Raw genomic sequence first — 25,643 nt, 5'->3', positions numbered from 1 at the left:
TCTCAGGACCCCGGCGCAGATTTGGTCGGCGTTCCGGTCCCTGGACGTAAGCGTCAGGCGAAAACCCTGACTTTTCCTCGCATTGTGTTATGTCCTGGCTACGCGCACCGGGCAGCCCTGTCCAGTGCGCGCGTGGGTGTCTCGGCCGCATGGCAGCCGATCGCCAGCGGACGGACCCTTCGAATCACGCCGAGCGGAATATGAACCGATCCATCCTGCATTTCCTCGTCCTCCTGGCGCTCGTGGTCGGAGGCGGCTGGATCATCGGCGCCTCCAACCTGCCGGGAGCCTGGTACGGCTCGCTGAACAAGCCCTGGTTCACCCCGCCGGGCTGGCTGTTTCCGATCGCCTGGACGGTGCTCTACATCATGATCGCGGTGGCCGGCTGGCGTACCTATGAGCGGGTGGTCAGCGGTGCCGTGATGCAGGTGTGGTGGGGCCAGCTGGTGTTGAACTTCGCCTGGTCGCCGGTGTTCTTCACCGCGCATCTGATGTGGCCGGCCTTCGTGATCATCGCCAGCATGTTCGTGCTGATCGTGACCTTCATCGTGATGCAATGGCGCAAGGACCGGATCGCGGCGCTGCTGTTCGTGCCCTATGCGTGCTGGGTGGGATTTGCGTCGGTGCTGAATTTTGCGGTGAACGTGCTGAATTGAGATGGGGCTGACCTGATGGGGCGAGGTTGGACACGATCGGGCACGGCGCGGCTCCACGCTCGGCTGTCGTCCCTGCGAACGCAGGGACCCATAGCCGCCAGCCCAAATTGTCGACAAAGAAGGGCGACGCAGAGCCTTTTTCAATCGTCGGCTTTCCGCGGTATGGGTCCCTGCGTTCGCAGGGACGACAATGGGGGGTGGGGTAGGTGGCCGGGCCGCCTCACGCCTGATGCTCGAGGCCCCCACCCATGAACCTCAAGCAGCTCGAATATTTCGTGCAGGTGGCCGAGCTCGGCTCGTTCAGCAAGGCGGCGAGCGTGCTCGACGTGGCACAGCCGGCGCTGTCGCGGCAGGTGCGGGCGCTGGAATCGGAGCTGAAGCAGCAGCTGTTCGCGCGCAATGGCCGCGGGGTCGAACTGACCGAAGCGGGAAAGCGGCTGCTCGATCACAGCGTCGGCGTGCTGCAGCTGGTGGCGCATGCACGCGAGGATCTCGGCGCCAGCCGTGATGCGCCGGTCGGCCGCGTCACCATCGGCCTGCCGCCGAGCATCGCGCGGCAATTGACGCTGCCGCTGATCGACCGCTTCCGGAAAGAGTATCCGGCGGCGCGACTGGCCGTCGTCGAAGGATTGTCGACGCATGTGGTGGAGTGGGTCACCACCGGACGCATCGATGTCGGCATGGTCTACAATCCCGAGGCCCAGGCCGGCATAGAGATCACGCCGGTGCTGCAGGAGCCGCTCGCGCTGGTGAGCCATGCGCCCAAGGGCAAGCGCCGCACCACCGCGCCGCTGCCGATGGCCGAGCTGTCGCGCTACAGCCTGATCATGCCCGAGCGCGTGCATGCGATGCGCAGATTGCTGGAGACCCAGGCTGCGCTGGCCGGGATCAAGCTCGACATCGCCTGGGAGGTGTCGAGCGTGCCCTCGATCATCGACCTCGTCTGCGCCGGCTACGGCCACGCCGTGCTGACGCCGAGCGGCGTCGCCGCCTCGGGCCGCGCCAGCGAGCTCGCCATTCGCCCCCTGACCGAGCCCGCCCCGACCAGCGTGCTGTGCTTCGTCACCTCGGCGCACAAGCGGCCGACGCCGCTGGCGCGGCAGACGATCAAGCTGGCGACCGCGCTGATCAGGAAGCTGCCGCGCTGAATCACTGGTGATCTCGTTTCGGGCAGTGCCACCCTCCCCTCCAGGGGAGGGTGGAGCCCGCGGCGCCTATGTCTCGCAAAAACAAATGGCCAAAGCTTTCCAGACCCATTCTAAAATCAGCATGGCTCATTTGATATCTTATGCCGATTTGGAATAGCTGATAGAAGTCCCCCGGCGCTGGTGTGCCCTGGCGCGCTCGGTCACATAGCCGGTCAAGCCGCCGAAGCAGCAGGGCGATCGCGCGTGCCGCGCGCCCTCGTGGACCTCGGTTGACGAGCCAGAAACAGCACCCAGGGAAGCAGAAGCGATGCCAACGACCGGCCGTGTCGACGTCCAGGCCTTTCTCGACGATCACCCGTTCTCCGCCTTTCAATGGCTGATCTTCGCCCTCGGCTTCAGCATCGTGCTGCTCGACGGCTTCGACACCGCGGCGATCGGCTTCATCGCGCCCTCGCTGTTGAAGGAGTGGGGCATCGAGAAGTCGGCGCTCGGACCCGTGCTGAGCGCGGCGCTGTTCGGGCTTGCCGCCGGCGCGCTGCTCGCCGGTCCCGTGGCGGACCGGCTCGGCCGCAAGCTGGTGCTGGTCGGCTCGGTCTTGGTCTTCGGCGTCGCCTGTCTCGTCTCGGCCTTCGCGACCAACCTGACGGAACTCACCGTACTGCGCTTCGTCACCGGCCTCGGCCTCGGTGCGGCCATGCCCAACGCCGTGACGCTGCTCAGCGAGTACTGCCCGGGCCGGCTGCGCGCCACCATGACCAACCTGATGTTCTGCGGCTTTCCGCTGGGCGCGGCCTGCGGCGGCTTCCTCGCCGCCTGGATGATCCCGCAATGGGGCTGGCGCAGCGTGCTGGTGCTCGGCGGCGTCACGCCGCTGGTGCTGACCGTGCTGCTGATCGCGATCCTGCCGGAATCCGTGCATTACCTGCTGTCGCGCGGCGCCAGTGTCGAGCGTGTCCGCAAGGTGATGCGCCGGATCTCGCAGGCCGCGAACGATATCGGCCAGTTCGTGATGCTGGAGCCGGAGCATGCCGAGACGACGCGGCGCGTCAATGCGACCGGCATCGGCATGGTGCTGTCGCCGGTGCTGCGCATCGGCTCGCTGATGCTGTGGATCACCTATTTCATGGGGCTCGTGATCTTCTATTCGCTGATCAACTGGATGCCGATCCTGTTCAAGGATGTCGGGCTGAACCCGCAGACGGCGACGTTGATCTCGGCGCTGTTCCCGCTCGGCGGCGTCGGCGCGGTGTTCTTCGGCTTCCTGATGGACCGCTTCAACGCCAACCGCATCGTCGCGGTCGGCTATGCGCTGACCGCCGTGACGATCTTCCTGATCGGCCAGGCGGCCGGCAATATGGGCTTCCTGGTGGTGATCGTGTTCGTCGCCGGCGTCGTCATGAACACGGCGCAGTCGTCGCTGCCGGCGCTGGCGGCCGCCTTCTATCCGACCCAGGGCCGGGCCACCGGTGTCGCCTGGATGATGGGCATCGGCCGTTTCGGCGGTATTGCCGGCTCCTTCCTGGTCGCCGAATTGACCGCGAGGCATCTGACTTTCAGCGAGATTTTCACCGTGATCGCAGTTCCCGGCTTGATCGCGGCGCTCGCCCTTGTGGTAAAGCAGGTCGTGGGACCGGGAGGCCGCGCCAGCGGCAAGGATGTCGGCGCCCCCGTGGCGGCGCATTGAGCGGATCGTTGCTGAGCCGACCGTCGCTGGCTCGCGAGAAAATCTGAGGGAGAGACTGACGTGATCATCGACGTGCACGGCCATTACACGACGGCTCCGAAGGCGCTGGAAGAGTGGCGCAACCGGCAGATCGCGGGCATCAAGGACGCTTCCGTGATGCCGAAGGCCTCCGAGCTCAAGATCAGCGACGACGAGCTGCGCGAGAGCATCGAGGCCAACCAGCTCAAGAAGATGAAGGAGCGCGGCAGCGACCTCACCATCTTCTCGCCGCGCGCGAGCTTCATGGCGCACCACATCGGCGACTTCCAGGTGTCCTCGACCTGGGCCGCGATTTGCAACGAGCTGTGCTACCGCGTCAGCAAGCTGTTCCCGGACCATTTCATCGGCGCCGCGATGCTGCCGCAGTCGCCCGGCGTCGACCCCAAGACCTGCCTTCCCGAGCTGGAGAAGTGCGTCAAGGAGTACGGCTTCGTCGGAATCAACCTGAATCCGGATCCGTCGGGCGGTCACTGGACCTCGCCGCCGCTGTCCGACCGGCATTGGTATCCGATTTATGAGAAGATGGTCGAGCTGGACATCCCCGCGATGATCCACGTCTCGACCAGCTGCAACGCCTGTTTCCACACCACGGGCGCGCATTATCTCAATGCCGACACCACGGCGTTCATGCAGTGCCTGACCTCGGACCTGTTCAAGGACTTCCCGACCTTGAAGTTCCTGATCCCGCATGGCGGCGGCGCGGTGCCTTATCATTGGGGCCGGTTCCGTGGCCTCGCCCAGGAGCTCAAGAAGCCGCTGTTGAAGGATCATCTGCTCAACAACATCTTCTTCGATACCTGCGTCTATCACCAGCCCGGCATCGATCTGCTGACCGGCGTGATCCCGGTCGACAACATCCTGTTCGCGTCGGAGATGATCGGCGCCGTCCGCGGCATCGATCCGGAGACCGGCTTCTACTACGACGACACCAAGCGCTATATCGAGGCCGCCAAGCTGACCCCCGAGCAGCGCCACCAGATCTATGAAGGCAATGCGCGGCGCGTGTTCCCGCGGCTCGACGCCGCGTTGAAGGCCCAGGGCAAGTGATTTAGGACCATCGCGATGAGCACATCCATGAACAATCTCGGCATCGTCAAGACGAAGATCACCCGCGCCGACAGGGCGGCGGTCGAGAAGCTGTCCAAGTTCGGCGTCGCCACCATCCACGAGGCGATGGGCCGCGTCGGCCTGATGCAGTGCTACATGCGCCCGATCTACCCCACGGCGAAAATGTGCGGCACCGCGGTCACCGTGCTGCTGCAGCCCGGCGACAATTGGATGCTGCATGTCGCGGCTGAGCAGATCCAGCCCGGCGACGTCGTCGTCGCGGCCTGCACGGTCGAGAACACCGACGGCTTCTTCGGCGACCTGCTCGCCACCAGTTTTCGCGCCCGCGGCGCCCAGGGACTTGTGATCGACGGCGGCGTGCGTGACGTCGCCGACCTCACCGAGATGCAGTTCCCGGTATTCTCGCGCGCGATCTCGGCGCGCGGCACTGTCAAGGCGACGCTCGGCTCGGTCAACATCCCGATCGTCTGCGCCGGGGCGGCTGTCAATCCGGGCGACGTGATCGTCGCCGATGTCGACGGCATCGTCGTGGTGCCGGCCGCGGTCGCCCATCAGGCGGCCGATGCCGCCGCTGCGCGCGAGGCCAACGAGGCCGACAAGCGCGAGAAGCTGGCGTCGGGCGTGCTCGGTCTCGACATGTACAAGATGCGCGAGCCCTTGGCGAAGGCCGGGCTCAAATACATCGATTGATCGAGCATGACGGCGGCGTCCAACCAAAATCCTTCGAACCGATGGCATGTCGGGCTGATCGGCTACGGCGAGGTCGGCAAGATCCTCGCCGAGGATCTGCGCAAGGACGGCGTGCGCGTCTCTGCCTATGACGTCAAGCTGGAGGACTCGCGTGGTGATGCGTTGCGCAGCCACGCCGACGGCATCGGCGTGACGCTGGCGGCCTCGCATGCCGAACTGGCGGCGCAGGCCGACTTCATCGTCTCCGCGGTCACCGCGAGCCAGGACGTGGCGGTCGCCGAGGCCTGCGCTGTGACCATCAAGCCGGGTGCCTGGTTCCTCGATTTCAACTCGGCCTCGCCCGGCGCCAAGCAGCGCGCCGCCGCGCTGATCGATGGGGGAGGCGGGCGCTATGTCGAGGGCGCCGTCATGACCTCGGTGCCGCCCTATCGCATCAAGGTGCCGCTGCTGCTCGGTGGCGCCGGGGCGCGCGAGCTGGCGCCGCTGCTCAACGAGCTCGGCTTCGCCGCCAAGGCGGCCAGCGACAAGCTCGGCGTGGCCTCGGCGACCAAGATGTGCCGCAGCATCATGATCAAGGGCCTCGAGGCGATGGTGATCGAGAGCTTCACCACTGCGCGCGCCTACGGCGTCGAGGATGCGGTGATCGCCTCGCTGCAGGAGACGTTTCCCGGCATCGACTGGGAGAAGCAGGGCGCCTATTTCTTTCAGCGCGTGATCGAGCATGGCCGCCGCCGCGCCGAGGAGGTGCGGGAGGTCGCCGAGACCGTGCGTGATATCGGGCTGACGCCCTGGTCGGCGGAGGGGACCGCCGAGCGCCAGGCCTGGGTCGCCGATCTCGCCGATGACGGCCTGTTCGGTGCGCGTGGCACGAAAGAATTCGCGCGCAGCCCGGACTGGCGCACCGAGGCCGATCGCATTCTCAACAAGATCAAGTCCAAGGAGTAGGGAACCTCATGGAGTTCCAGAAGACCCCGGGATGGCTCGACTGGTACGACGGCCCGTCGAAGCCGCGCTTCAAGGTGCCGGCCGGATCCGTCGATGCGCATTGCCACGTGTTCGGCCCCGGCGCCGAATTTCCCTATGCGCCCGAGCGGAAGTACACACCCTGCGATGCGTCCAAGCACCAGCTCTACGCGCTGCGCGACCATCTCGGCTTCGCCCGTAATGTCGTGGTGCAGGCGACCTGCCACGGCGCCGACAATCGCGCCATGGTCGATGCGCTCGTGCATTCCAACGGCAAGGCCCGCGGTGTCGCCACGGTGAAGCGCAGCGTCACCGACGCCGAGTTGCAGGCGATGCACGACGCCGGCGTGCGCGGCGTCCGCTTCAACTTCGTCAAGCGCCTGGTCGACTTCACGCCCAAGGACGAGCTGATCGAGATCGCCAACCGCATCAGCAAGCTCGGCTGGCATGTCGTGATCTATTTCGAGGCGGTCGACCTGCCGGAACTGTGGGACTTCTTCACCTCGCTGCCGACCACCGTGGTCGTCGACCACATGGGCCGCCCCGATGTCACCAAGCCGGTCGACGGTCCGGAGTTCGAGCTGTTCGTGAAGTTCATGCGCGAGCACCCAAACGTCTGGTCCAAGGTGAGTTGCCCGGAGCGTCTCTCGGTCAAGGGACCGCCGGCGCTGAATGGCGAGCAGAACGCCTATCGCGACGTGGTGCCGTTTGCGAAGCGCATCGTCGAGACCTTCCCCGATCGCGTGCTGTGGGGCACCGACTGGCCGCATCCGAACCTGAAGGACCACATGCCGGATGACGGCCTGCTGGTCGATTTCATTCCGCATATCGCCGTCACCGCGGAGCTGCAGCACAAGCTCCTGGTCGACAACCCGATGCGGCTTTACTGGCCCGAAGAATCCTGAAGGAGGGAAGCGATGTCGCTCGACAAACCCTATACCGACGTTCCCGGCACGACCATCTTCGACGCGGACATGTCGCGGATGGGCTATCACCTCAACCAGTTCTGCATGTCACTGATGAAGGCGGAGAACCGCGCCCGCTTCAAGGCCAATGAGCGCGCCTATCTCGACGAATGGCCGATGAGCGAGGAGCAGAAGCAGGCGGTGCTCGATCGTGACCTGAACCGCTGCATTGCGCTTGGCGGCAACATCTACTTCCTCGCCAAGATCGGTGCGACCGATGGCAAGAGCTTTCAGCAGATGGCCGGCAGCATGACCGGCATGACCGAAGAACAATACCGCGACATGATGGTGAAGGGCGGCCGCTCGCCTGAGGGCAACCGCTACACCGGGGAGAAGAAGTAAATGGCCAAGATCTCCGCAAGCGTTTTCACCTCGCACGTTCCGGCGATCGGCGCGGCGCTCGACCTCGGCAAGACCGGCGAGGATTATTGGAAGCCGGTGTTCGCAGGCTACGACTTCGCCAAGCAGTGGGAAAAGGAGCAGAAGCCGGACGTCGTGTTCCTGGTCTTCAACGACCACGCGACCGCCTTCAGCCTGGAAATGATCCCGACCTTTGCGATCGGCACCGCCGCCGAGTATCAGCCGGCCGACGAGGGCTGGGGCCCGCGCCCCGTGCCGAAGGTGATCGGCCACCCGCGGCTCGCCGCGCATATCGCGCAGTCGGTGATCCAGGACGATTTCGATCTCACCATCGTCAACAAGATGGACGTCGACCACGGCCTCACCGTGCCGCTCAGCCTGATCTTCGGTCAGGTCGATGCGTGGCCGTGCCCGGTGATCCCGTTCGCCGTCAACGTCGTGCAATATCCGGTGCCGTCGGGCCGCCGCTGCTTCATGCTGGGCAAGGCGATCCGCAAGGCGATCGAGAGCTATGACGAGCCGCTCAACGTGCAGATCTGGGGCACCGGCGGCATGAGCCACCAGCTGCAGGGCCCGCGCGCGGGCCTGATCAATCGCGAATGGGACAATATGTTCCTGGATAAGCTCATCAACGATCCCGAAGGGCTCTCCAAGGTGCCGCATATCGACTACGTGCGCGAGGCCGGCAGCGAGGGCATCGAACTCGTGATGTGGCTGATCGCACGCGGCGCCATGAGCGACGTCAACGAGACCAAGAAGGGCAACGCGCCGACCGTGCGTCACCGCTTCTACCATGTGCCGGCCAGCAACACTGCGGTCGGCCATCTGATCCTGGAGAACAACTGATATGAGCAAGACCATCAAGGTCGCGCTTGCCGGCGCCGGCGCCTTCGGCATCAAGCATCTCGACGGCATCAAGAACATCGATGGCGTCGAGGTGGTGTCGCTGGTGGGGCGCCGCTTCGACCAGACCAAGGAAGTCGCCGACAAATACGGCATCAAGCACGTCTCGACCGAACTCGCCGACAGCCTGAAGCTGCCGGAGGTCGACGCCGTGATCCTCTGCACGCCGACGCAGATGCATGCGGCGCAGGCAATCGACTGCCTCAAGGCCGGCAAGCACGTCCAGGTCGAGATCCCGCTCGCGGATTCGCTGAAGGACGCGCAGCAGGTCGTCGAGCTGCAGAAGGAGACCAAGCTGGTCGCGATGTGCGGCCACACAAGGCGCTTCAACCCCAGCCATCAGTTCGTGCACAAGAAGATCAAGGCCGGCGAGTTCCACATCCAGCAGATGGACGTGCAGACCTACTTCTTCCGCCGCACCAACATGAATGCGCTGGGCCAGCCGCGCAGCTGGACCGATCATCTGCTGTGGCACCACGCCGCCCATACCGTCGACCTGTTCGCCTATCAGGCGGGCTCGCCGATTGTGAAGGCCAACGCGATCCAGGGACCGATCCACCCGACGCTGGGCATCGCCATGGACATGTCGATCCAGCTCAAGGCCGCCAACGGCGCGATCTGCACCCTGTCGCTGTCGTTCAACAATGACGGCCCGCTCGGCACCTTCTTCCGCTACATCGGCGACACCGGCACCTACATCGCCCGCTACGACGATCTGGTGAACGGCAAGGAGGAGAAGATCGACGTCTCCAAGGTCGACGTCTCCATGAACGGCATCGAGCTGCAGGACCGCGAGTTCTTCGCCGCGATCAAGGAGGGCCGCGAGCCCAACGCTTCGGTCGCCCAGGTGCTGCCCTGCTACCAGGTGCTGCACGATCTCGACGTGCAGCTCGCCAAGGGCTGACACGTTCGCCCTCCTCGCGCCACTGCGCGGGGAGGGTGCCTCCGGCGGGGGCTTGAAGAATCGCCGGCGAGCGTTGCGCCGGAGCGGCGGCTTCGCTTACCATCGGCTTCCGCAAGATGAGGCCGCCTTTGACCGTGCAATCGCCGCAACCCTTACCGACCGAGACCTTTACCGACGCCGCCGCCGCTGTGGCCCGCCTCGAAGAGATCTATGAGCGCAACACGGCGTATTTGCGCGGCCATTTCGAGGCCTATGCCAATGGCGTGGTGCCGGCGATGCGGATCCGGGCGACATATCCGTTCGTGCGCCTGACCACCGCGAGCCATGCCCGGCTGGACTCGCGGCTCGCCTACGGCTTCGTCGCGGGGCCTGGCGTGCACGAAACCAGCGTGACGCGGCCGGACCTGTTCCGCTCCTATCTCACCGAGCAGATCCGCCTCCTGATCGAAAATCACGGCGTGCCGGTCGAGATCGGCGAATCCGCCGAGCCGATCCCGGTGCATTTCGCCTATCGGCGCGACATCAACATCGAGACGGCGCTGCCGCATCACGAGAGCCCGCTGGTGACGCGTTCCCTGCGCGACGTGTTCGACGCGCCGGACCTCTCGACGATGGACGATGCAATCGCCGACGGCACGCTCGAGCTGAAGCCGGGCATGCCGGAGCCGCTGTCGCTGTTTCGCGCCGCGCGCGTCGACTACTCGCTGCGCCGGCTCTATCACTATACGGGCACGGATCCCGACCATTTCCAGAACTTCGTGATCTTCACCAACTACCAGTTCTACGTCGATGCGTTCGCCGATTGGTGCCGGCAGCAGCTGGTGGCCGGGCAGGGGGCAGCCGAGGCCTTCGTCGAGCCGGGCAACGTCATCACCCGTAATGCGCGTCTCGGTGGCGGCACGACGGGCTCCGCGCCGGCGCGCACGCCACAGATGCCGGCGCTTCACCTTGTCGAGCCCGGACATCAGGGCATCACTTTGATCAACATCGGCACCGGGCCGTCCAACGCGCGCAACGTCACCGACCACATCGCGGTGCTGCGGCCGCATGCCTGGCTGATGGTCGGCCATTGCGCAGGCCTGCGCAACACGCAGCGGCTCGGCGACTATGTGCTGGCGCACGGCTATGTCCGCGAGGATCACGTGCTTGACCAGGAGCTGCCGCCCTGGGTGCCGATCCCGGCGCTCGCCGAGGTGCAGGTCGCGCTCGAGGAGGCCGTGGAGACGGTCACCGGCTATTCCGGCTTCGAGCTGAAGCGGGTGATGCGCACCGGCACGGTGGCCAGCGTCGACAATCGCAACTGGGAGATCTCCGGTCCGGCCGTGATCCGGCGGCTGTCGCAGTCGCGCGCGATCGCGCTCGACATGGAATCGGCCACGATCGCCGCCAATGGCTATCGCTTCCGCGTGCCCTACGGCACCTTGCTCTGCGTCTCCGACAAGCCGCTGCATGGCGAGATCAAGCTCGCGGGCATGGCCAGCGACTTCTATCGCCAGCGCGTCGGCCAGCATCTCCAGATCGGCCTCAAGGCGCTGGAGCTCTTGAAGCACCAGGAGTCGGAGCGGCTGCATTCGCGGAAGCTGCGCAGCTTCGCGGAAGTGGCGTTTCAGTAGCGGTTTGGACTCGGCCAAGACGACGAACAACAAGACCAACAAGAAAAGGAGAGAGATAATGCGAATCGGGCCGACACTCTTGACGGTGGCCATGCTCGTGTCCGGACAGGCTGCGAGCGCCGAAACGATGAAGGTGACATTGCTCGGAACGGGAACGCCGACGCCGCGCGTGAGCAGCTTCAGCGCGTCGACATTGATCGAGGCCGGCCCTGAAAAGCTGCTGTTCGACTTTGGCCGCGGCTCGACGATCAGGCTGTTTCAGAAACGGGTCGCTCTCGGCTCCATCACCGCGCATTTCATCACTCATTTGCACTCCGATCATCTCGTCGGGCTGCCGGACATGTGGCTGAGCGGCTGGATCGGAACGCCCTGGGCGTCGCGCAAGTCTCCCATGATCGTCTTTGGTCCCATGGGAACGGTGGCGATGACCGAGAATTTGACCAAGGCGTTTGCCGAGGACATTCGGATTCGCGAGGACGACGAACATCTCCCTCCGGAGGGCGTCGCCTTCGTGGTCAAGGATATCGAGCCGGGACCGGTCTACGACAAGAACGGCGTCAAGGTGACGGCGATCGAGGTCAATCACGGTGAGAAGATCAAGCCATCCTTCGGTTACGTGATCGAGTATGACGGCAAGAAGGTGGTGCTCTCCGGCGATACCAAATACGACGAGCGGGTCGCCAACGCGGCGAAAGGCGCCGATCTCCTCGTTCACGAGGTTGCCGTGATCGAGCCGGAGCTGTCGAAGAGCTATCCGTCCTATCGCGACATCGAAGCGCACCACTCCTCGCCTGAGGAGGCGGGCAAGATCTTCTCGATCGCCGGCCCGAAGCTCGCGGTCTACTCGCACATCGTCTTCGCGACGTTGAAGCCCGTGCAGGACGTTCCCGAGGACATGCTGATTGCGCGGACGAGAACGACGTATCGCGGCCCGTTCGTGGTCGGTCACGACCTCGATTCGTTTACGATCGGAGACGATGTGCAGGGTGCGGATGCCAAGAATCAGCCGATCCAACCGCTGCGTTCCGACCAGTAGGCTGCTGGCATCAACAAGCTGAGGGCAGCTCCGGTGCCGCTGGTTCTTCAACCGCCGCCGGGGTCCACGGCGGGCACTGCCGTACGATATCAGCGCGCCCAGCGTTGATCGAACGCCTGACGCGCCTGCTCGACCTCGGGCATCTTGGCGATGGTCCAGGCGTAGAGCGCGCGGAACGGCGGCTGCAGGGTGCGGCCGAGCGGCGTGATCTCGTATTGAACCGCCACGGGCGAGTCCGCGATCACCTCGCGCGAGACGAGGCCGTTACGCTCGAGACGGCGCAGGCACTGCGTCAGCGCCTTCTGGGTGACGCCTTCGAGCTGTTTCTTGATGGCGTTGAAGCGCAGCGGGCCGGAATCGAGCACGGCCAGCACCATCATCGACCATTTGTCGGCGATCTGGTCGATCAGCACCCGGCTCGGGCATTCCGACGAGAAGTGCTGCGGCTTGCAGCGCGGCGGGGTGGTTTCTGCATTCGGCGCGGCCGTCACGGCAGTGGTTTCCTCGGATATACCTGAGCGACTTCAGGTGCCTGATTGACTTCAGGTTTACGAAGTATACTGGAGCGGTTCCGAACGCAATGGAGCCTTCTGAATGTCCGATCTCGATACCAGCGTGCTGTTTCGTCCCTTCCGTCTGAAGACGCTGGAGCTGAAGAACCGCATCGTCATGGCGCCGATGACGCGCAACGCGGCGCCGAATGGCATTCCCGGCGAGGCCAACGTCGCCTATTACCGCCGCCGCGCTGAAGGCGGCGTGGGGCTGATCCTGACCGAGGGCACGGTGGTCAACCGCCCGGCCTCCAAGAACGAGCCCAACATTCCCTTCTTCCACGGTGATGCTGCGCTGGCCGGCTGGCAGAGCGTGGCGAGCGCCGTGCACGCCGCCGGTGGCCGCATCGCGCCGCAGATCTGGCACACCGGCTCGACCAAGGGCATGAGCCGCTGGGAGCCGGATGCGCCGGTGGAGAGCCCGTCGGGCCTGGTCGCGCCGGACAAGCCGCGCGGCAAGGTGATGACCGAGAACGACATCGCCGACACCGTCGCGGCGTTCGCGCAGGCCGCGGCTGACGCCAAGCGCACCGGCTTCGACACCGTCGAGATCCATGGCGCGCACGGCTATCTGATCGACCAGTTCTTCTGGGCCGGCACCAACAAGCGCGAGGACCGCTATGGCGGCGCTACCATCAAGGAGCGCTCGCGCTTTGCCGGCGAGATCGTCGCCGCCATCCGCAAGGCGGTCGGCCCGGACTTCCCGATCATCCTGCGCGTCAGCCAATGGAAGCAGCAGGACTACGCGGCGCGTCTCGCCGAGACGCCGGCCCTGATGGGCGACTGGCTGCAGCCGCTGGTCGATGCCGGCGTCGACATCCTGCACTGCTCTCAGCGGCGCTTCTGGGAACCGGAATTCCCGGAGATCGACGGCGAGAAGGGCCTGAACTTCGCCGGCTGGGCGAAGAAGATCACGGGCGCGGCCACCATCAGCGTCGGCTCTGTCGGCCTGTCCGGGGACTTCTTCTCGGCGTTTGCCGGCAAGCCGTCGACGACGGCCGATCTCGACGCATTGCTGGAGCGCATGGCCAAGGACGAATTCGATCTCATCGCGGTCGGCCGCGTGCTGATCAGCGATGCCGACTGGGTCGCCAAGATCAAGGCCGGCGACAAGTCCAGCCTCAAGGGCTTCAACGCCGCGGATCTCGGTGCGCTGGTTTGAGCTGCATCCTTGCTGATTGATATTGTCTATTCGTGTCCTCCTCTCGCAGCGTGGATGACCTTCACTGCTAGTGGAACTCGATGAGTGGAGACTTGCTCGGTGCCCCCTCTCCCCTTGCGGGAGAGGGGGCCGGAGATGCGAAGCATCGGAGGCGGGTGAGGGGTCTCCATCCGCACGGGAGCTCGCGGAGAGAGACCCCTCACCCGGCTAGGATTTCGCTGCGCTCATGCGATCCACCCTCTCCCACAAGGGGAGAGGGTGCACCGTCCTTGCCGCTCGATTGTTCGTTCCCTCTCTCTCTTGCTTTGTTTCTTGCCGTCCCTCGTCATCTGTCGTGGGCGATAGTTTGTAGATGCGGAGACGAAACGACTGTCATCGTGCAGTCTCCGATCCCTCTCCCAACTAATGCACCGTCAGCTCCAGATACATCGGGCTGCGGAAGGTCGATGACGGCATCCAGGGCAGCTGCTCCTGGGTCCGGCGATACTCCGGCACGACCTTGTGAAGTTCGTCGAAGGCGATCTTGATCGCCATGCGCGCGATCGCGCTGCCGAGGCAGGCGTGCACGCCGCCGCCGAAGCCGAAATGGCCGCGCGGCTTGCGCGTGATGTCGTAGACATCGGGATTGGGAAACTGCCGTTCGTCGCGATTGGCGGAGCCGTAAGCGAGGCAGACGAAGTCGCCTTCGCGCATGGTCTGGCCATGCAGGGTGACGTCCTTCTGCAGGCAGCGGCGGAAGCGCTGGGCCGAGGTGTTGAAGCGCAGCGACTCTTCCACCGCGTCGGCCAGGAGATCGGGATTGGCGACCACGGCCCGGCGCGCGTCAGGGTGATCGGCAAGATTGTAGGCGAGCATGCTCATGAAGCCGCCGAGCGACTCGATGCCAGCCATGATCAAGGTCGTCGTCGTCAGCAGCACCTCGCGCTCGTCGAGCCTGTCGCCATCGATCTCGGCCATGCTGAAATGCGAGATCAGATCGTTCTGCGGCCGCGCGCGGCGCTCGGCGATGACGCTCGCCGCATAGTCCTGCATCCAATTATAGGCGGCGATGTGCTGCGGACCCTTGGCGCGGCTCACCGGATCGCTCTGCACCATCAGCACCGCCTTGTCGCGCACCGTCTGCTCGTCGCCGAGCGGCAGGCCAAGCGCGGCGAACAGCACGCGCACGGTGAATTTCGAGGAGAACGCCTCGATGAAGTCGAAGCGCTCCTGGCCGCGCAGCGCCTCGGCACTGGCGCGTGCGATGTCGCGGATCGGGCCGGACAGGCTTTCCAGATTGCGCTTCATGAAAGCGTGCTGAACCAGGCCGCGCAGCCGGTCATGACGCGGCGGATCGGTGGTGCCGAGCGTGGCGCCAGCGCGGTTCGGCAGCTCGGTCATCAGGTTGCCCTTGGCCGAGGAATAAGTCTGCCAGTTGGTGCCGGCCGCCGCGACATCGGCGTAGCGCGACAGGATCCACATCTGCGCTTGCTGGCTCCAGAAGCAGGGATGCGCGTCGCGCAAGGTCTTGTAGAACGGGAACGGGTCGGCATCGACCGCAGCCGAATACGGGTCGAACGTGAACATCTCGGGGCCTCCTCTCCATTGAGTGTGGTCGTTGTTGTTCTTGTCACGAACCTATCCGAGCCACGGGCGCCGCGTGAGACACGAACGGCGGTCAAGACTTGTACTTTTCCGACATTCGGGTTTAGCTCCCGATCATGCCGCGCTTTCGCACCAAGCCGTCGATCCCTGCCTTTGCGCTGTATGGCGAGGCCTCCGCCGCGCAGCCGGACATGCTGCATATCGAGCCGATCCAGGTGCGCAGCCGGCTCTATCGCTGGGAGATCGAGGCCCACACCCATCAGGGTCTGCACCAGATCCTCTGGGTCGGCTCCGGCCCCGCCGAGATCGCCTTGGACGAAAGCCGCGAGCGTTGCACCGGCCCGGTCGCGGTGATCATCCCGCCCGGCGTGGTCCACGCCTTCCGCTTCTCGCGCGAGACCGACGGCTTCGTCCTCACGTTCAATCCGCGCGCCGTGGTCGAGGGCGATGTGCCGGCGACGGGCGAGGCGCTGCGCGATCTGTTTGCAACGCCGCAAATCCTGCATCTCGAGCCCAAGGCCGTCGCGACGGGCCGCATCGGCGCGCTGCTCGTCGACCTCGCCGATGAGTTCGCTGCCGCGGATTCCGCAGCCTCGCCGGTGCCGCATTGGCTTGGGCGCTCGATCGTTTGGCGACTGGCGCAGCAGAGCGCGCGGCAGTCGCAGGGCGCGCGGCGCGGCAGCGGGCATGCGGCGCTGTTCACCCGGTTCATCGTGCTGGTCGAGGCGCACCACCGCGACCACTGGTCGGTGGCGCGCTATGCCGACGAGCTCGGCATGACGCCGGAGCGGCTGAACCGTCTGACGCGGGCCGAAACCGGCCAGTCCGCGCTGGACATCGTGCATGCGCGGCTCGCCCGCGAGGCCTGCCGGCGGCTCACTTATATTGCAGCGCCGGTGTCCAAGCTGGCGTTCGAGCTCGGCTTCAAGGACCCGGCCTATTTCTGCCGCTTCTTCAAGCGTCATACGGGGGCCAGTCCGCGCGACTACCGCCGCGCGATGGGCGTTTCGACCGAGGCCGGGGCGGCCGGCTGATCCGGCCGGGTCTGGATACCGCTGCGCCGTTCCGGCGCGATGCCGGAAAAGTGCAAGAGAATGCTGCGTCCATCCAAGTGGACGAGCGCAATCCTTGCTAAATTCCGCGACTGAAAAGCAAACCCAAAAATCGGCCCTTCGCGAATCCGGGAGAGATGCCTCATGAAAGTCCAAGTCTGTATCATCGGCGGCGGCCCCTCGGGCCTGATGCTGTCGCAGCTCCTGCACCTGCAGGGGATCGATACGATCATCCTCGAAAAGTCCAGCCGCGACTACGTGCTGTCGCGCATCCGTGCCGGCGTGCTCGAGCACGGTTTCGCCAAGCTGATGCGCGAAGCGCAGTGCGGCGAGCGCATGGACCGCGAGGGCGAGATCCATCACGGTTTCTACATCGCCCATAACGGCAAACTCGACCGCGTCGACCTGCACAAGTATTCCGGCGGCAATTCGGTGATGGTCTACGGCCAGACCGAACTGACCCGTGATCTCTATGAGGCGCGCGACAGGCTTGGCGGCAAGGTCGTGCACAATGCCCACGACGTGACCCCGCACGACATCGCCTCCGACGCGCCTTACGTGACCTACCGAAGCGGCGACGAGCTGATCCGCGTCGACTGCGACTACATCATCGGCGCCGACGGCTTTCACGGTGTCAGCCGCAAGTCGATCCCGCAGGACAAGATCAAGGAATATGAGCGGGTCTATCCGTTCGGCTGGCTCGGCGTGCTCTCCCGCACCAAGCCGGTGTCGCCGGAACTGATCTACGCCAAGCACGAGCGCGGCTTCGCTTTGTGCTCGCTGCGCTCCCAGGTGCTGAGCCGCTACTACATCCAGGTGCCGCTCACCGACAAGGTCGAGGATTGGAGCGACGACGCGTTCTGGGAGGAGCTGAAGCTGCGGCTGCCGGCGGAGATCGCGGCCAAGCTGATCACCGGGCCGTCGATCGAGAAGAGCATCGCGCCGCTGCGCAGCTTCGTCGCCGAGCCGATGCGCTACGGCCGGATGTTCCTCGCCGGCGATGCTGCGCACATCGTGCCGCCGACCGGCGCGCGCGGGCTGAACTCGGCTGCGTCCGACATCTATTATCTCTACCACGCGCTGGTCGATCACTACAAAAAGGGCGACGACCGCGGTATCGACGGCTATTCGCAGCGCGCCTTGGCGCGGATCTGGAAGGCGCAGCGCTTCTCCTGGTGGATGACGACCCTGCTGCATCGTTTCCCCGATCGCCTGCCCTATGAAGACAAGCTGCAGGACACCGAGTTCGCCTATCTGTTCTCCTCCGAGGCCGCGCAGCGGTCGCTCGCAGAGAACTATGTCGGGCTGCCGTTCTAGACATCGCTCTGCTAGAACACGACCAGTGAATCCGCGCCGCGACGGCGCGGATTCGAGATCCCGGCTCAACGGGACGGACAGGTGAGGAAACAGATATGACGACATTCACGAGCTGGCCGCGTGCGAGCGCGCTCGCCGGCCTGTTGACGCTGACGACGATCGGTTCCGCGGGCGCTGCGGCCCTGGTCGGCGACGCCACGGCGACCTGCAGCGGCTTGGCAAGTCTCTCCGATGGCGCGATGCGGATCGACAGCGCCGCCATGCAGGCGCCGTCGCAACTGACCGTGGCGGAGAAGGCCGGATCGCCGGCGGCGCGGGTTGCGCCCGCAAATCCGGCGTTCTGCAAGGTGCTCGGCCATATCGCGCCGAGGGATCCGGCGGCACCGCCGATCAAATTCGAGGTCAATCTGCCGACCGACTGGAACGGGCGCGCGTTGCAATACGGCGGCGGCGGCTTCAACGGCGTGCTGATCACCGGTCTCGGCCTGCCGCCGGCCTATCCGTTCGACAAGGCCTCGCCGCTCGCGCGCGGCTTCGTCACCTACGGCACCGACTCCGGCCACGAATCCAAGCAAGGCGAGCCGCCGCAGACCTTTGCGCTCAACGACGAGGCGTTCGAGAATTTCGCCCATGTCGCCTACAAGAAGGTGCGCGATGCGGCGGTCGGCATCGTCAAGCGCGCCTATGGCAAGGCGCCCGACAAGATGTACTTCATGGGTTCGTCGGAGGGCGGCCGCGAGGCGCTGACCATGGCGCAGCGCTACCCGGACGATTTCGACGGCATCTTCGCCCGCGTGCCGGTCATCAACTGGGTCGGGCTGCAGCATGCCGGCACGCGCGGCGGGCTGGTGACGATGGGCGAGGGCTGGATCAGCCCGGCGCAGGTCAAGCTGGTGGCGGACGCGGTGCGCAAGACCTGCGACAAGGCTGATGGCGCCGAGGATGGCCTTGTCGCGGATGCCGTCGGCTGCAAGGCAAGCTTCAAGCCCGAGAGCCTGCGCTGTCCCGACGGCAACAGCGGCGATGCCTGCCTGAGCGATGCGCAGGTGAAGGCGATCGCGACCTTGCATGCACCTTACACATTCTCGTTTCCGCTGGCCAACGGCCTCGATGACTATCCGGGATGGGGTATCTCCGGCGAGGACACCGAGGGCTTCGCCTCGGCCGGCGGCTGGATCTCGTGGTGGCTCGGCAAGGCGGCGCCGACGCAGCCGCCGACACAAGCGAACGGCATCGCCTGGGTGTTCGGCGCCGGCGGCACGCAATATGTGTTTGCCAGGGATCCCAAGCTCGACGTCACCAGATATCGCCCGGAGGATTACAAGGACCGCCTGCTGCAGGTCTCGCAGCTGATGGACTCCACCAATCCGGATTTGAGCCGCTTCCGCGCGCGGGGCGGCCGGCTCGTGATCCTCGAGCACATGGCCGACTACGCGCAGAGCCCTTACGCCGGCATCCGCTATTTCGAGGCGGTCGAGCGCAAGCTCGGCAAGGCCGAGACGGCGGAGTTCGCGCGGCTCTACACGGCGCCGGGCGTCGATCATGTCGGCAATGGTGCGCCGGCCAATGTCGACATGCTGAGTGTGCTGGTCGACTGGGTCGAGAGCGGCAAGGCGCCGGGCGATCTGGAAGTCGTCGAGCAGACGATCGAAGCGCCCGCGTTCACCGTCACACGCAGCCTGCCGCTGTGCCGCTGGCCCTCCTGGCCGCGCTACAAGACGGGCCCGGTCGCGCAGGCCGCGAGCTTCAGCTGCACGCCGTAGTCGTTTGAGGAGGGACGAGGGCCTTCGGATAATGCAGGCTCTCTCCTCCGTCATCGCATCTCTCCGTCGTCGTTGCGGGCGCAGCGATGCGTGGTGAGACGGAATGTTCGCGCGACAAACCGCTCTGCCGTCCCGGTCTTGCGCCGGGACCCATAATCCCAGAGAGCGGTGTGGGGCACGCTGTCAGCAGGCTGGATATCGGGGCCATCCGCTTGCGGCCCATGATGGTCTCACCTCAGAAATGAGTTGCGTACCTCAAAAACCGCGCTAAGGTTTCTTCAACCATACGGGGAGGAGCATGAACGCGCCGCTGACATTGCGGGACATCGCGCGGCAGGCGGGCGTCAGCCTCGCCACGGTCGATCGCGTGCTCCACAACCGGCCGGGGGTACGACCGGATACGGTTCAGCGCGTCAAGGATGCGATGGCGCGGAGCGCGTTCCAGCCCCATGCGGCGGCGTCGGAGCTCGCAAGGGCACGCTCGCGGCGCTTTGCCTTTGTGATGCCGGCCGGCATCAACCTGTTCATGCAGCAGATCGAGGCGCATCTCGGCGAGCTGGGGACCTGGATGGCCGCACGCCGGCTATCGGTCGACATTGTCACCACCGATGTGTTTGATCCAGGCGTCCTGGCCGGCAAGCTTGAAGATCTGGTTGGCCGCGTCGATGGCGTCGCCGTGGTCGCGCTCGATCATCCGAGCGTGCGCGCCGCCATCAACGACCTTGTCGAGGCCGGCGCCAAGGTGGTGACGCTGGTGTCGGATGTGCCCTCGTCGCGGCGGCACCATTATGTCGGGATCGACAACATCGCCGCCGGCCGCAGCGCCGGCGCGCTGGTGGGGCGCTTCGTCGGCGGCAGGACGGGACGGCTGGCGATCATGGCTGGCTCGCAAGGCCTGCGCGACCATGCCGAACGCATCTTCGGCTTCACCCAAGTCATCGCTGCCGAGCATCGGCAACTTGAGGTTTTGCCCGTGCTTGAGGGGCATGATGAGGATGATCGCTCAGAACACCTCATGGGCCAGCTGCTGGCCCGGCATGGCGACATTGTCGGTCTGTACAATGTCGGTGCCGGCACAGCCGGCGTTGCCAAGGCGCTGACCGAGGCCGGCCGCGCCGGCAATATCGTGTTCGTCGGCCATGACGTGACCGCGGTGACGCGCAAGCTGCTGCTGAACGGCGTGATGGATGCGGTCATCTCGCAGAACCCGGGGCACGAGGCGCGGTCGGCGGTGCGCGTGCTGCTGGCGTTGGCGCGGGGCGAGCCGCTGCTGAGTGAACAGGAAACGATCCGCATCGACATCGTGATGCGGGACAATCTGCCCTGAGCCGGCCGCCGCTGCTGGCGCGGCGTCGGTGAGCACTGGGCAGAAAGAAAAGAGGGAACGCTGGTTTCGAAGCGACGCAGATCGCTCACGACCGGTGCCGTGTGTGGGAGGAGTGAGACTCGTGTTTCTCGGACTGGATGTCGGCACATCCGGCGTGAAGGCCGTGCTGGAGGACGAGGCGGGCGCGCTGGTCGCGACGGCGTCGCGTCCGCTGACGCTGTCGCATCCGAAGCCGCTGTGGTCCGAGCAGAATCCGGATGATTGGGTGGCGGCAAGCGTCGGCGCGGTCGATGACCTCGCCCGGCTTCATCCGCGCGAGACCGCATCCGTCAGCGGCATCGGCCTGTCCGGCCAGATGCACGGCGCGACGCTGCTCGGCCGCGACGGGCGTCCGTTGCGGCCGGCGATCCTGTGGAATGACGGCCGCTCGCAAACCGAATGCGCCGAGCTCGAGCGCCGCTGTCCGGAGCTGCACGCCATCGCCGGCAATCTTGCGATGCCCGGCTTCACCGCGCCGAAGCTTGCCTGGGTCGCCAAGCACGAACCGGCGATCTTCGCCGAGGTGGCTAAGGTGCTGCTGCCGAAGGCCTATGTTCGCTACCGGCTGTCCGGAGAGATGGTCGAAGACATGTCCGACGCGGCCGGCACGCTGTGGCTCGACGTCGGGGCGCGGCGCTGGTCGGAGGCGTTGCTCGCGGCGACGGGGCTCGATCTCAGCCACATGCCGCGGCTGGTCGAAGGCAACGCGCCGAGCGCGGTGTTGTCGCCCGACTTGGCGCAGCGCTGGGGCATGGCAAACAATGTCGTCATCGCCGGCGGCGCCGGCGACAATGCCGCGAGCGCGATCGGCCTCGGCGCCATCACACCGGGTGATGCGTTCCTGTCGCTGGGCACGTCGGGCGTGTTGTTCCGCGTCACAGACCGGTTCGCGCCGGCGCCAAAGGCGGCCGTGCATGCGTTCTGTCACGCGCTCGGCGGTCTGTGGCACCAGATGGGCGTGATGCTGTCGGCGGCGGCGTCGCTGGCGTGGCTGGCGCGCATCCTCGAGACGCCCGAGGCTGCGTTGCTCGCCCCGCTGGGGGCCACGGTCGAGCGGCCGAGCCCGGTGCAGTTCCTGCCTTATCTCGACGGCGAGCGCACGCCGCATAATGATGCCCATGCCGATGGCGCCTTTGTCGGCCTGCGCAGCGCGGCCGGCCGCGGCGATCTCGTGCAGGCGGTGCTGGAGGGCGTCGCCTTCGCCGCACGCGACATGCTCGCCGCGCTCGGCCGCAGCGCCCAGCCGATCACTGAGCTCGACCTGGTCGGCGGCGGCTCGCGCTCCGTGGTGTGGGCGCAGATCATGGCTGATGTGCTTGGCGTCCGCGTGCATCGCGTCGAGGAGGGCGAGGTCGGCGCCGCAATCGGCGCCGCGCGGCTCGGCCGCCTTGCCGCGACCGGCGCTGCGCCGGCCGATGTCTGTCGCAAGCCGCGGCGGCTGCAGAGTTTCGAACCTCGCCCGGCACAGCGCGCCGCCTATGACGATGCCTATGCGCATTGGCGCAAGCTCTATCCCGCTCTCAAGGAGTGCACCTCGTGAACGTCCAGCCTCCCTTCTTCCAGACCGGTGCGACCGTTGCTTATGGCGGCGCCGACGCCCGCAGCCCGCTGGCGTTCCGCTGGTACGACAAGGATCGCATCGTCAGGGGCAGGCGGATGGAGGACCATCTGCGCTTTGCCGTCTGCTACTGGCACTCGTTCTGCTGGCCCGGCAGCGATCCGTTCGGCGGCGAAACGTTCCTGCGGTCCTGGCAGCATGGCGACGACGCCATGGCCATGGCGCGCGCGAAAGCCGATGTCGCGTTCGAACTGTTCCGCCTGCTCGACGTGCCGTTCTTCACCTTCCACGACGTCGACGCGGCGCCGGAAGGCGCGACGCTGAAGGAGTCCGTCGCCAACCTCAACGCGATCGCCGATCTGTTCGAGCAGAAGATGGCCGCGGCCAAGGTGCGGCTGCTGTGGGGCACGGCCAATCTGTTCTCGCACCGCCGCTACATGGCGGGCGCCGCGACCAATCCCGATCCGGACGTCTTCACCTATGCGGCGGGACAGGTGCGCGCCGCGCTCGAGGTGACGCATCGGCTCGGCGGCGCCAACTACGTGTTGTGGGGCGGCCGCGAAGGCTACGAGACCTTGCTCAACACCGACCTCAAGCGCGAGCTCGACCAGCTCGGCCGCTTCGTCTCGCTGGTCGTCGAGCACAAGCACAAGATCGGCTTCAAGGGGCCGCTCTTGATCGAGCCGAAGCCGAAGGAGCCGACCAAGCATCAGTATGATTTCGATGTCGCCACCTGCTACGGCTTCCTGCAGCGCTATGACCTGCTGAACGACGTCAAGCTCAACATCGAGCAGAACCATGCCATCCTCGCCGGCCATTCGTTCCAGCATGAGGTCGCGCTGGCGCAGGCGCTCGGCGTGTTCGGCTCGCTCGACATCAATCGCGGCGACGATCTGCTCGGCTGGGACACCGACCAGTTTGCGATGAATGTGCCGGAGCTGGCGCTGGTGTTTCACGAGCTCCTCAAGGGCGGCGGCTTCACCACCGGCGGGCTGAATTTCGACGCCAAGATCCGGCGGCAGTCGATCGACCCGGATGATCTGCTGCACGCCCATGTCGGCTCGATGGATGCATGCGCGCGCGCGCTGCTCGCCGCCGATGAGATGCTCGCGGCTGGCGCGCTGACCGCGCCGCTCACGGCGCGCTATGCAGGCTGGGACGGCGAGGAGGGGCAGGCGATCCTCGCCGGCCGCCGCTCGCTCGCCGACCTCGCCGACAGTGCCCTCACGTCCGGGCTCGATCCGCAACCGCGTTCGGGCCGGCAGGAATATCTGGAAAGCGTGGTGAACCGTTATGTCTGATGACAATAGCCTGCGCATGTCGGTGAATGAAGGGGGCGGAGCGGCGATCAGCCCGGCCGCTCAGCCGGTCCTTGAGCTCAAGGGCGTCGGGAAGCAATTCGGCGCGATCCGCGCGCTGCAAGGCGTGGATCTTTCGATCGGCGCCGGCGAGGTGGTCGGCCTGATGGGCGACAATGGCGCCGGCAAATCGACCCTGGTGCGGATCATCGCCGGCAATTTCCCGCCGAGCCAGGGCTCGATCCATTTCTGCGGCCGCGAGGTGCATTTCCATCGGCCGATGGATTCGCGCAGCGTCGGCATCGAGGTCGTCTACCAGGACCTCGCGCTCGCCAACAATCTGACCGCCGCTGCCAACGTCTTCCTCGGCCGTGAGCTGAAGCGCAATTTTGGCCCGCTGGTGCTGCTCGATCACAAGGGCATGGAGGCGCGCGCGCTGGAACTGTTCCGCGAGCTGCGCTCCGAGACGCGGCCGCATGACCTCGTCAAGGACATGTCGGGGGGGCAGCGCCAGGCGGTCGCGATCGCGCGCACCCGGCTCTCCAACGCCAAGCTCGTGATGATGGATGAGCCGACCGCCGCGATCTCGGTGCGCCAGGTCGAGCAGGTGCTGAGCCTGATCCACCGGCTGAAGGAGCAGGGGATCGCCGTGATCCTGATCTCGCACCGCATGCCCGACATCTTTGCGGTGTGCGATCGCGTCGTGGTGATGCGGCGCGGCGAGAAGAAGGCCGACAAGCCGGTCGGCGACACCAGCCCGGACGAAGTCACCGCCCTGATCACCGGCGCCAAGGAGACTGCGTGATGTCTGTCCCGTCGGAGACGCCCGTGGCGAGCAGCGAGGTCACTTTCACCAATGTCGGCGCTATCAGATGGTGGCATCGCGGCCTGTTCGCGTCGCAGACAGCCTATGTGACCCTGGCGCTGATCGCGCTCATCATCCTGATGAGCTTCGCGAGTCCCTATTTCCTGACCGAGGGGAATCTGCAGAACGTCGCCAAGAACTTTTCCTTCATCGCCATCGCCACGCTCGGCATCACCTTCGTGATCATCACCGGCGGCATCGACCTGTCCGTCGGCTCACTGATGTGCTTCGCGGCGATGATCACCTCGATGGTGATGACGACGCTGTCGACCCCCGGCGCGCCGCTGTCGTCGCTGTTCGTGCATCTGGCCGCCGACGGCAAGACCGTGGTCGCCAATGTACCCGGCCTGATCCTGGTCGTGTCGGTGCTCGCGGGCCTCGTAGTGTCGGTGCTCGTCGGCCTCGTCAACGGCATGTGCATCGCCATCCTCGGCCTGTCGCCATTCGTGACCACACTCGGCATGCTGTCGATCGTGCGCGGCCTCTGCTACGTGATCTCCAACGGCAGGGGCAGCTTTCCCGGCGGTCCGGACGCCGAGTATTTCTACGCGCTCACCCAAGGCGACTTGTGGGGCCTGCCGGCGCCGTTCATCTATCTGGTCATGCTCGCGCTGGTGATGGCCGTGGTGCTGCATCACAGCGCGTTCGGCCGCCACGTGTTCGCGATCGGCGGCAACGAGAAGGCCGCGGAGCTCACCGGCATCTCGGTGACGCGGGTCAAGATTGAGGTCTATGTGATCGGCGCGCTCGCCGCCGGGCTGCAGGGCATCATCATCTCCGGCTGGCTCGGCTCGGCGCCGGCCAACATGGCGACATCCTACGAGCTCAACGTGATCGCGGCCGCGGTGATCGGCGGCGCCAATCTGGCCGGCGGCATCGGTGGTCCGCTCGGTGCGATCGTCGGCTGCGTGCTGCTCGAAGTGATCCGCAACGGGCTGGTGCTGGCGCAGGTCAACTCCTATTGGCAGCAGACGCTGGTCGGCGTGATCATCATCGCCGCGGTGCTGGTCGACCGCATTCGCGCGCGGCTGATGTGACGAGATACTGTCCGGGATGTGACTGATCACGTCTATCCGCGCCCGGCACAGACAATCAGCA

Annotated in this window: 23 protein-coding genes; 21 read left to right on the top strand and 2 right to left on the bottom strand. The window is 65.8% G+C overall.

All coding sequences use genetic code 11. From position 1 onward, the window contains the following. Positions 1 to 242 precede the first annotated feature (242 nt). The 12 genes from HL671_RS15055 to HL671_RS15000 all read left to right on the top strand — a co-directional run bounded on the left by HL671_RS15055 (position 243) and on the right by HL671_RS15000 (position 12,029). Positions 243 to 656, top strand: a complete 414-nt coding sequence (locus HL671_RS15055; RefSeq protein WP_012042857.1) for a TspO/MBR family protein — start codon at positions 243 to 245, stop codon at positions 654 to 656. Between the two features lie 248 nt (positions 657 to 904). Then, the gene (locus tag HL671_RS15050; protein ID WP_172236843.1) at positions 905 to 1,804 is read left to right on the top strand and encodes a LysR family transcriptional regulator; all 900 of its coding nucleotides are present in this window, start codon (positions 905 to 907) and stop codon (positions 1,802 to 1,804) included. A gap of 307 nt (positions 1,805 to 2,111) precedes the next feature. Continuing rightward, positions 2,112 to 3,488, top strand: coding sequence for an MFS transporter (locus HL671_RS15045; protein WP_012042859.1), 1,377 nt, complete (start codon positions 2,112 to 2,114; stop codon positions 3,486 to 3,488). Between the two features lie 60 nt (positions 3,489 to 3,548). Then, the gene (locus HL671_RS15040) at positions 3,549 to 4,574 is read left to right on the top strand and encodes an amidohydrolase family protein (protein ID WP_172236842.1); all 1,026 of its coding nucleotides are present in this window, start codon (positions 3,549 to 3,551) and stop codon (positions 4,572 to 4,574) included. A gap of 15 nt (positions 4,575 to 4,589) precedes the next feature. Further along, positions 4,590 to 5,285 carry a 4-carboxy-4-hydroxy-2-oxoadipate aldolase/oxaloacetate decarboxylase gene (gene ligK / locus HL671_RS15035; protein ID WP_172236841.1) on the top strand — a complete coding sequence of 232 codons (696 nt, stop codon included), beginning with the start codon at positions 4,590 to 4,592 and terminating at the stop codon, positions 5,283 to 5,285. A 6-nt stretch (positions 5,286 to 5,291) separates the two neighbouring features. Next, positions 5,292 to 6,230, top strand: a complete 939-nt coding sequence (locus HL671_RS15030; protein ID WP_012042862.1) for an NAD(P)-dependent oxidoreductase — start codon at positions 5,292 to 5,294, stop codon at positions 6,228 to 6,230. 8 nt (positions 6,231 to 6,238) lie between these two features. Then, complete coding sequence (locus HL671_RS15025) at positions 6,239 to 7,153, top strand: amidohydrolase family protein (RefSeq protein ID WP_172236840.1); 915 nt, start codon at positions 6,239 to 6,241, stop codon at positions 7,151 to 7,153. 12 nt (positions 7,154 to 7,165) lie between these two features. After that, positions 7,166 to 7,555 carry a protocatechuate 4,5-dioxygenase subunit alpha gene (gene ligA / locus HL671_RS15020; protein WP_012042864.1) on the top strand — a complete coding sequence of 130 codons (390 nt, stop codon included), beginning with the start codon at positions 7,166 to 7,168 and terminating at the stop codon, positions 7,553 to 7,555. After that, on the top strand, positions 7,556 to 8,419 hold the full coding sequence (locus tag HL671_RS15015; RefSeq protein ID WP_012042865.1) for a class III extradiol dioxygenase subunit beta: 864 nt from the start codon (positions 7,556 to 7,558) through the stop codon (positions 8,417 to 8,419). Between the two features lies 1 nt (position 8,420). Beyond that, a complete protein-coding gene (locus tag HL671_RS15010; RefSeq protein ID WP_012042866.1) occupies positions 8,421 to 9,380 on the top strand; it encodes a Gfo/Idh/MocA family oxidoreductase in 960 nt (319 codons plus the stop codon). Positions 9,381 to 9,496: 116 nt separating this feature from the next. Then, a complete protein-coding gene (locus HL671_RS15005) occupies positions 9,497 to 10,993 on the top strand; it encodes an AMP nucleosidase (RefSeq protein WP_085972604.1) in 1,497 nt (498 codons plus the stop codon). Positions 10,994 to 11,051: 58 nt separating this feature from the next. Then, positions 11,052 to 12,029, top strand: coding sequence for an MBL fold metallo-hydrolase (locus HL671_RS15000; RefSeq protein ID WP_246579511.1), 978 nt, complete (start codon positions 11,052 to 11,054; stop codon positions 12,027 to 12,029). A gap of 89 nt (positions 12,030 to 12,118) precedes the next feature. Here the strand turns inward: HL671_RS15000 and HL671_RS14995 are convergent, their stop codons facing one another. Continuing rightward, positions 12,119 to 12,442, bottom strand: a complete 324-nt coding sequence (locus tag HL671_RS14995; protein WP_041751412.1) for a winged helix-turn-helix transcriptional regulator — start codon at positions 12,440 to 12,442, stop codon at positions 12,119 to 12,121. A gap of 181 nt (positions 12,443 to 12,623) precedes the next feature. On the opposite strand from HL671_RS14995, the gene HL671_RS14990 reads away from it, so the two are divergent. Further along, positions 12,624 to 13,742 (top strand): NADH:flavin oxidoreductase, encoded by a 1,119-nt coding sequence (locus HL671_RS14990; RefSeq protein WP_172236839.1) that lies wholly within the window; start codon positions 12,624 to 12,626, stop codon positions 13,740 to 13,742. Positions 13,743 to 14,144: 402 nt separating this feature from the next. Here HL671_RS14990 and HL671_RS14985 read toward each other — a convergent pair whose 3' ends face one another. Further along, the gene (locus HL671_RS14985) at positions 14,145 to 15,308 is read right to left on the bottom strand and encodes a cytochrome P450 (protein WP_172236838.1); all 1,164 of its coding nucleotides are present in this window, start codon (positions 15,306 to 15,308) and stop codon (positions 14,145 to 14,147) included. Positions 15,309 to 15,442: 134 nt separating this feature from the next. Here HL671_RS14985 and HL671_RS14980 point away from each other — a divergent pair, with 134 nt between their 5' ends. The 8 genes from HL671_RS14980 to HL671_RS14945 all read left to right on the top strand — a co-directional run bounded on the left by HL671_RS14980 (position 15,443) and on the right by HL671_RS14945 (position 25,582). Continuing rightward, positions 15,443 to 16,360, top strand: a complete 918-nt coding sequence (locus HL671_RS14980) for a helix-turn-helix domain-containing protein (protein ID WP_012042872.1) — start codon at positions 15,443 to 15,445, stop codon at positions 16,358 to 16,360. 162 nt (positions 16,361 to 16,522) lie between these two features. Next, positions 16,523 to 17,695 carry a 4-hydroxybenzoate 3-monooxygenase gene (gene pobA, locus HL671_RS14975; protein ID WP_172236837.1) on the top strand — a complete coding sequence of 391 codons (1,173 nt, stop codon included), beginning with the start codon at positions 16,523 to 16,525 and terminating at the stop codon, positions 17,693 to 17,695. Between the two features lie 95 nt (positions 17,696 to 17,790). After that, positions 17,791 to 19,458 (top strand): tannase/feruloyl esterase family alpha/beta hydrolase, encoded by a 1,668-nt coding sequence (locus tag HL671_RS14970; protein WP_172236836.1) that lies wholly within the window; start codon positions 17,791 to 17,793, stop codon positions 19,456 to 19,458. A 298-nt stretch (positions 19,459 to 19,756) separates the two neighbouring features. After that, positions 19,757 to 20,785, top strand: coding sequence for a LacI family DNA-binding transcriptional regulator (locus HL671_RS14965; protein ID WP_012042875.1), 1,029 nt, complete (start codon positions 19,757 to 19,759; stop codon positions 20,783 to 20,785). A 121-nt stretch (positions 20,786 to 20,906) separates the two neighbouring features. Next, complete coding sequence (gene xylB, locus HL671_RS14960) at positions 20,907 to 22,364, top strand: xylulokinase (protein ID WP_012042876.1); 1,458 nt, start codon at positions 20,907 to 20,909, stop codon at positions 22,362 to 22,364. After that, entirely contained in the window at positions 22,361 to 23,683 is a 1,323-nt protein-coding gene (gene xylA, locus HL671_RS14955) for a xylose isomerase (RefSeq protein ID WP_012042877.1), read from the top strand. Before xylB ends, xylA begins: the two co-directional genes overlap by 4 nt. A gap of 16 nt (positions 23,684 to 23,699) precedes the next feature. Further along, positions 23,700 to 24,485 (top strand): ATP-binding cassette domain-containing protein, encoded by a 786-nt coding sequence (locus HL671_RS14950; protein WP_012042878.1) that lies wholly within the window; start codon positions 23,700 to 23,702, stop codon positions 24,483 to 24,485. After that, positions 24,485 to 25,582, top strand: a complete 1,098-nt coding sequence (locus tag HL671_RS14945) for an ABC transporter permease (protein ID WP_012042879.1) — start codon at positions 24,485 to 24,487, stop codon at positions 25,580 to 25,582. The genes HL671_RS14950 and HL671_RS14945 overlap by 1 nt, the downstream gene beginning before the upstream one ends. The last annotated feature ends 61 nt before the right edge of the window (positions 25,583 to 25,643 follow it).

Source organism: Bradyrhizobium denitrificans, from assembly GCF_013179005.1.
GTDB classification, from domain to species: Bacteria; Pseudomonadota; Alphaproteobacteria; order Rhizobiales; family Xanthobacteraceae; genus Bradyrhizobium; species Bradyrhizobium denitrificans.
This window is presented reverse-complemented; position numbering and strand designations above follow the sequence as displayed.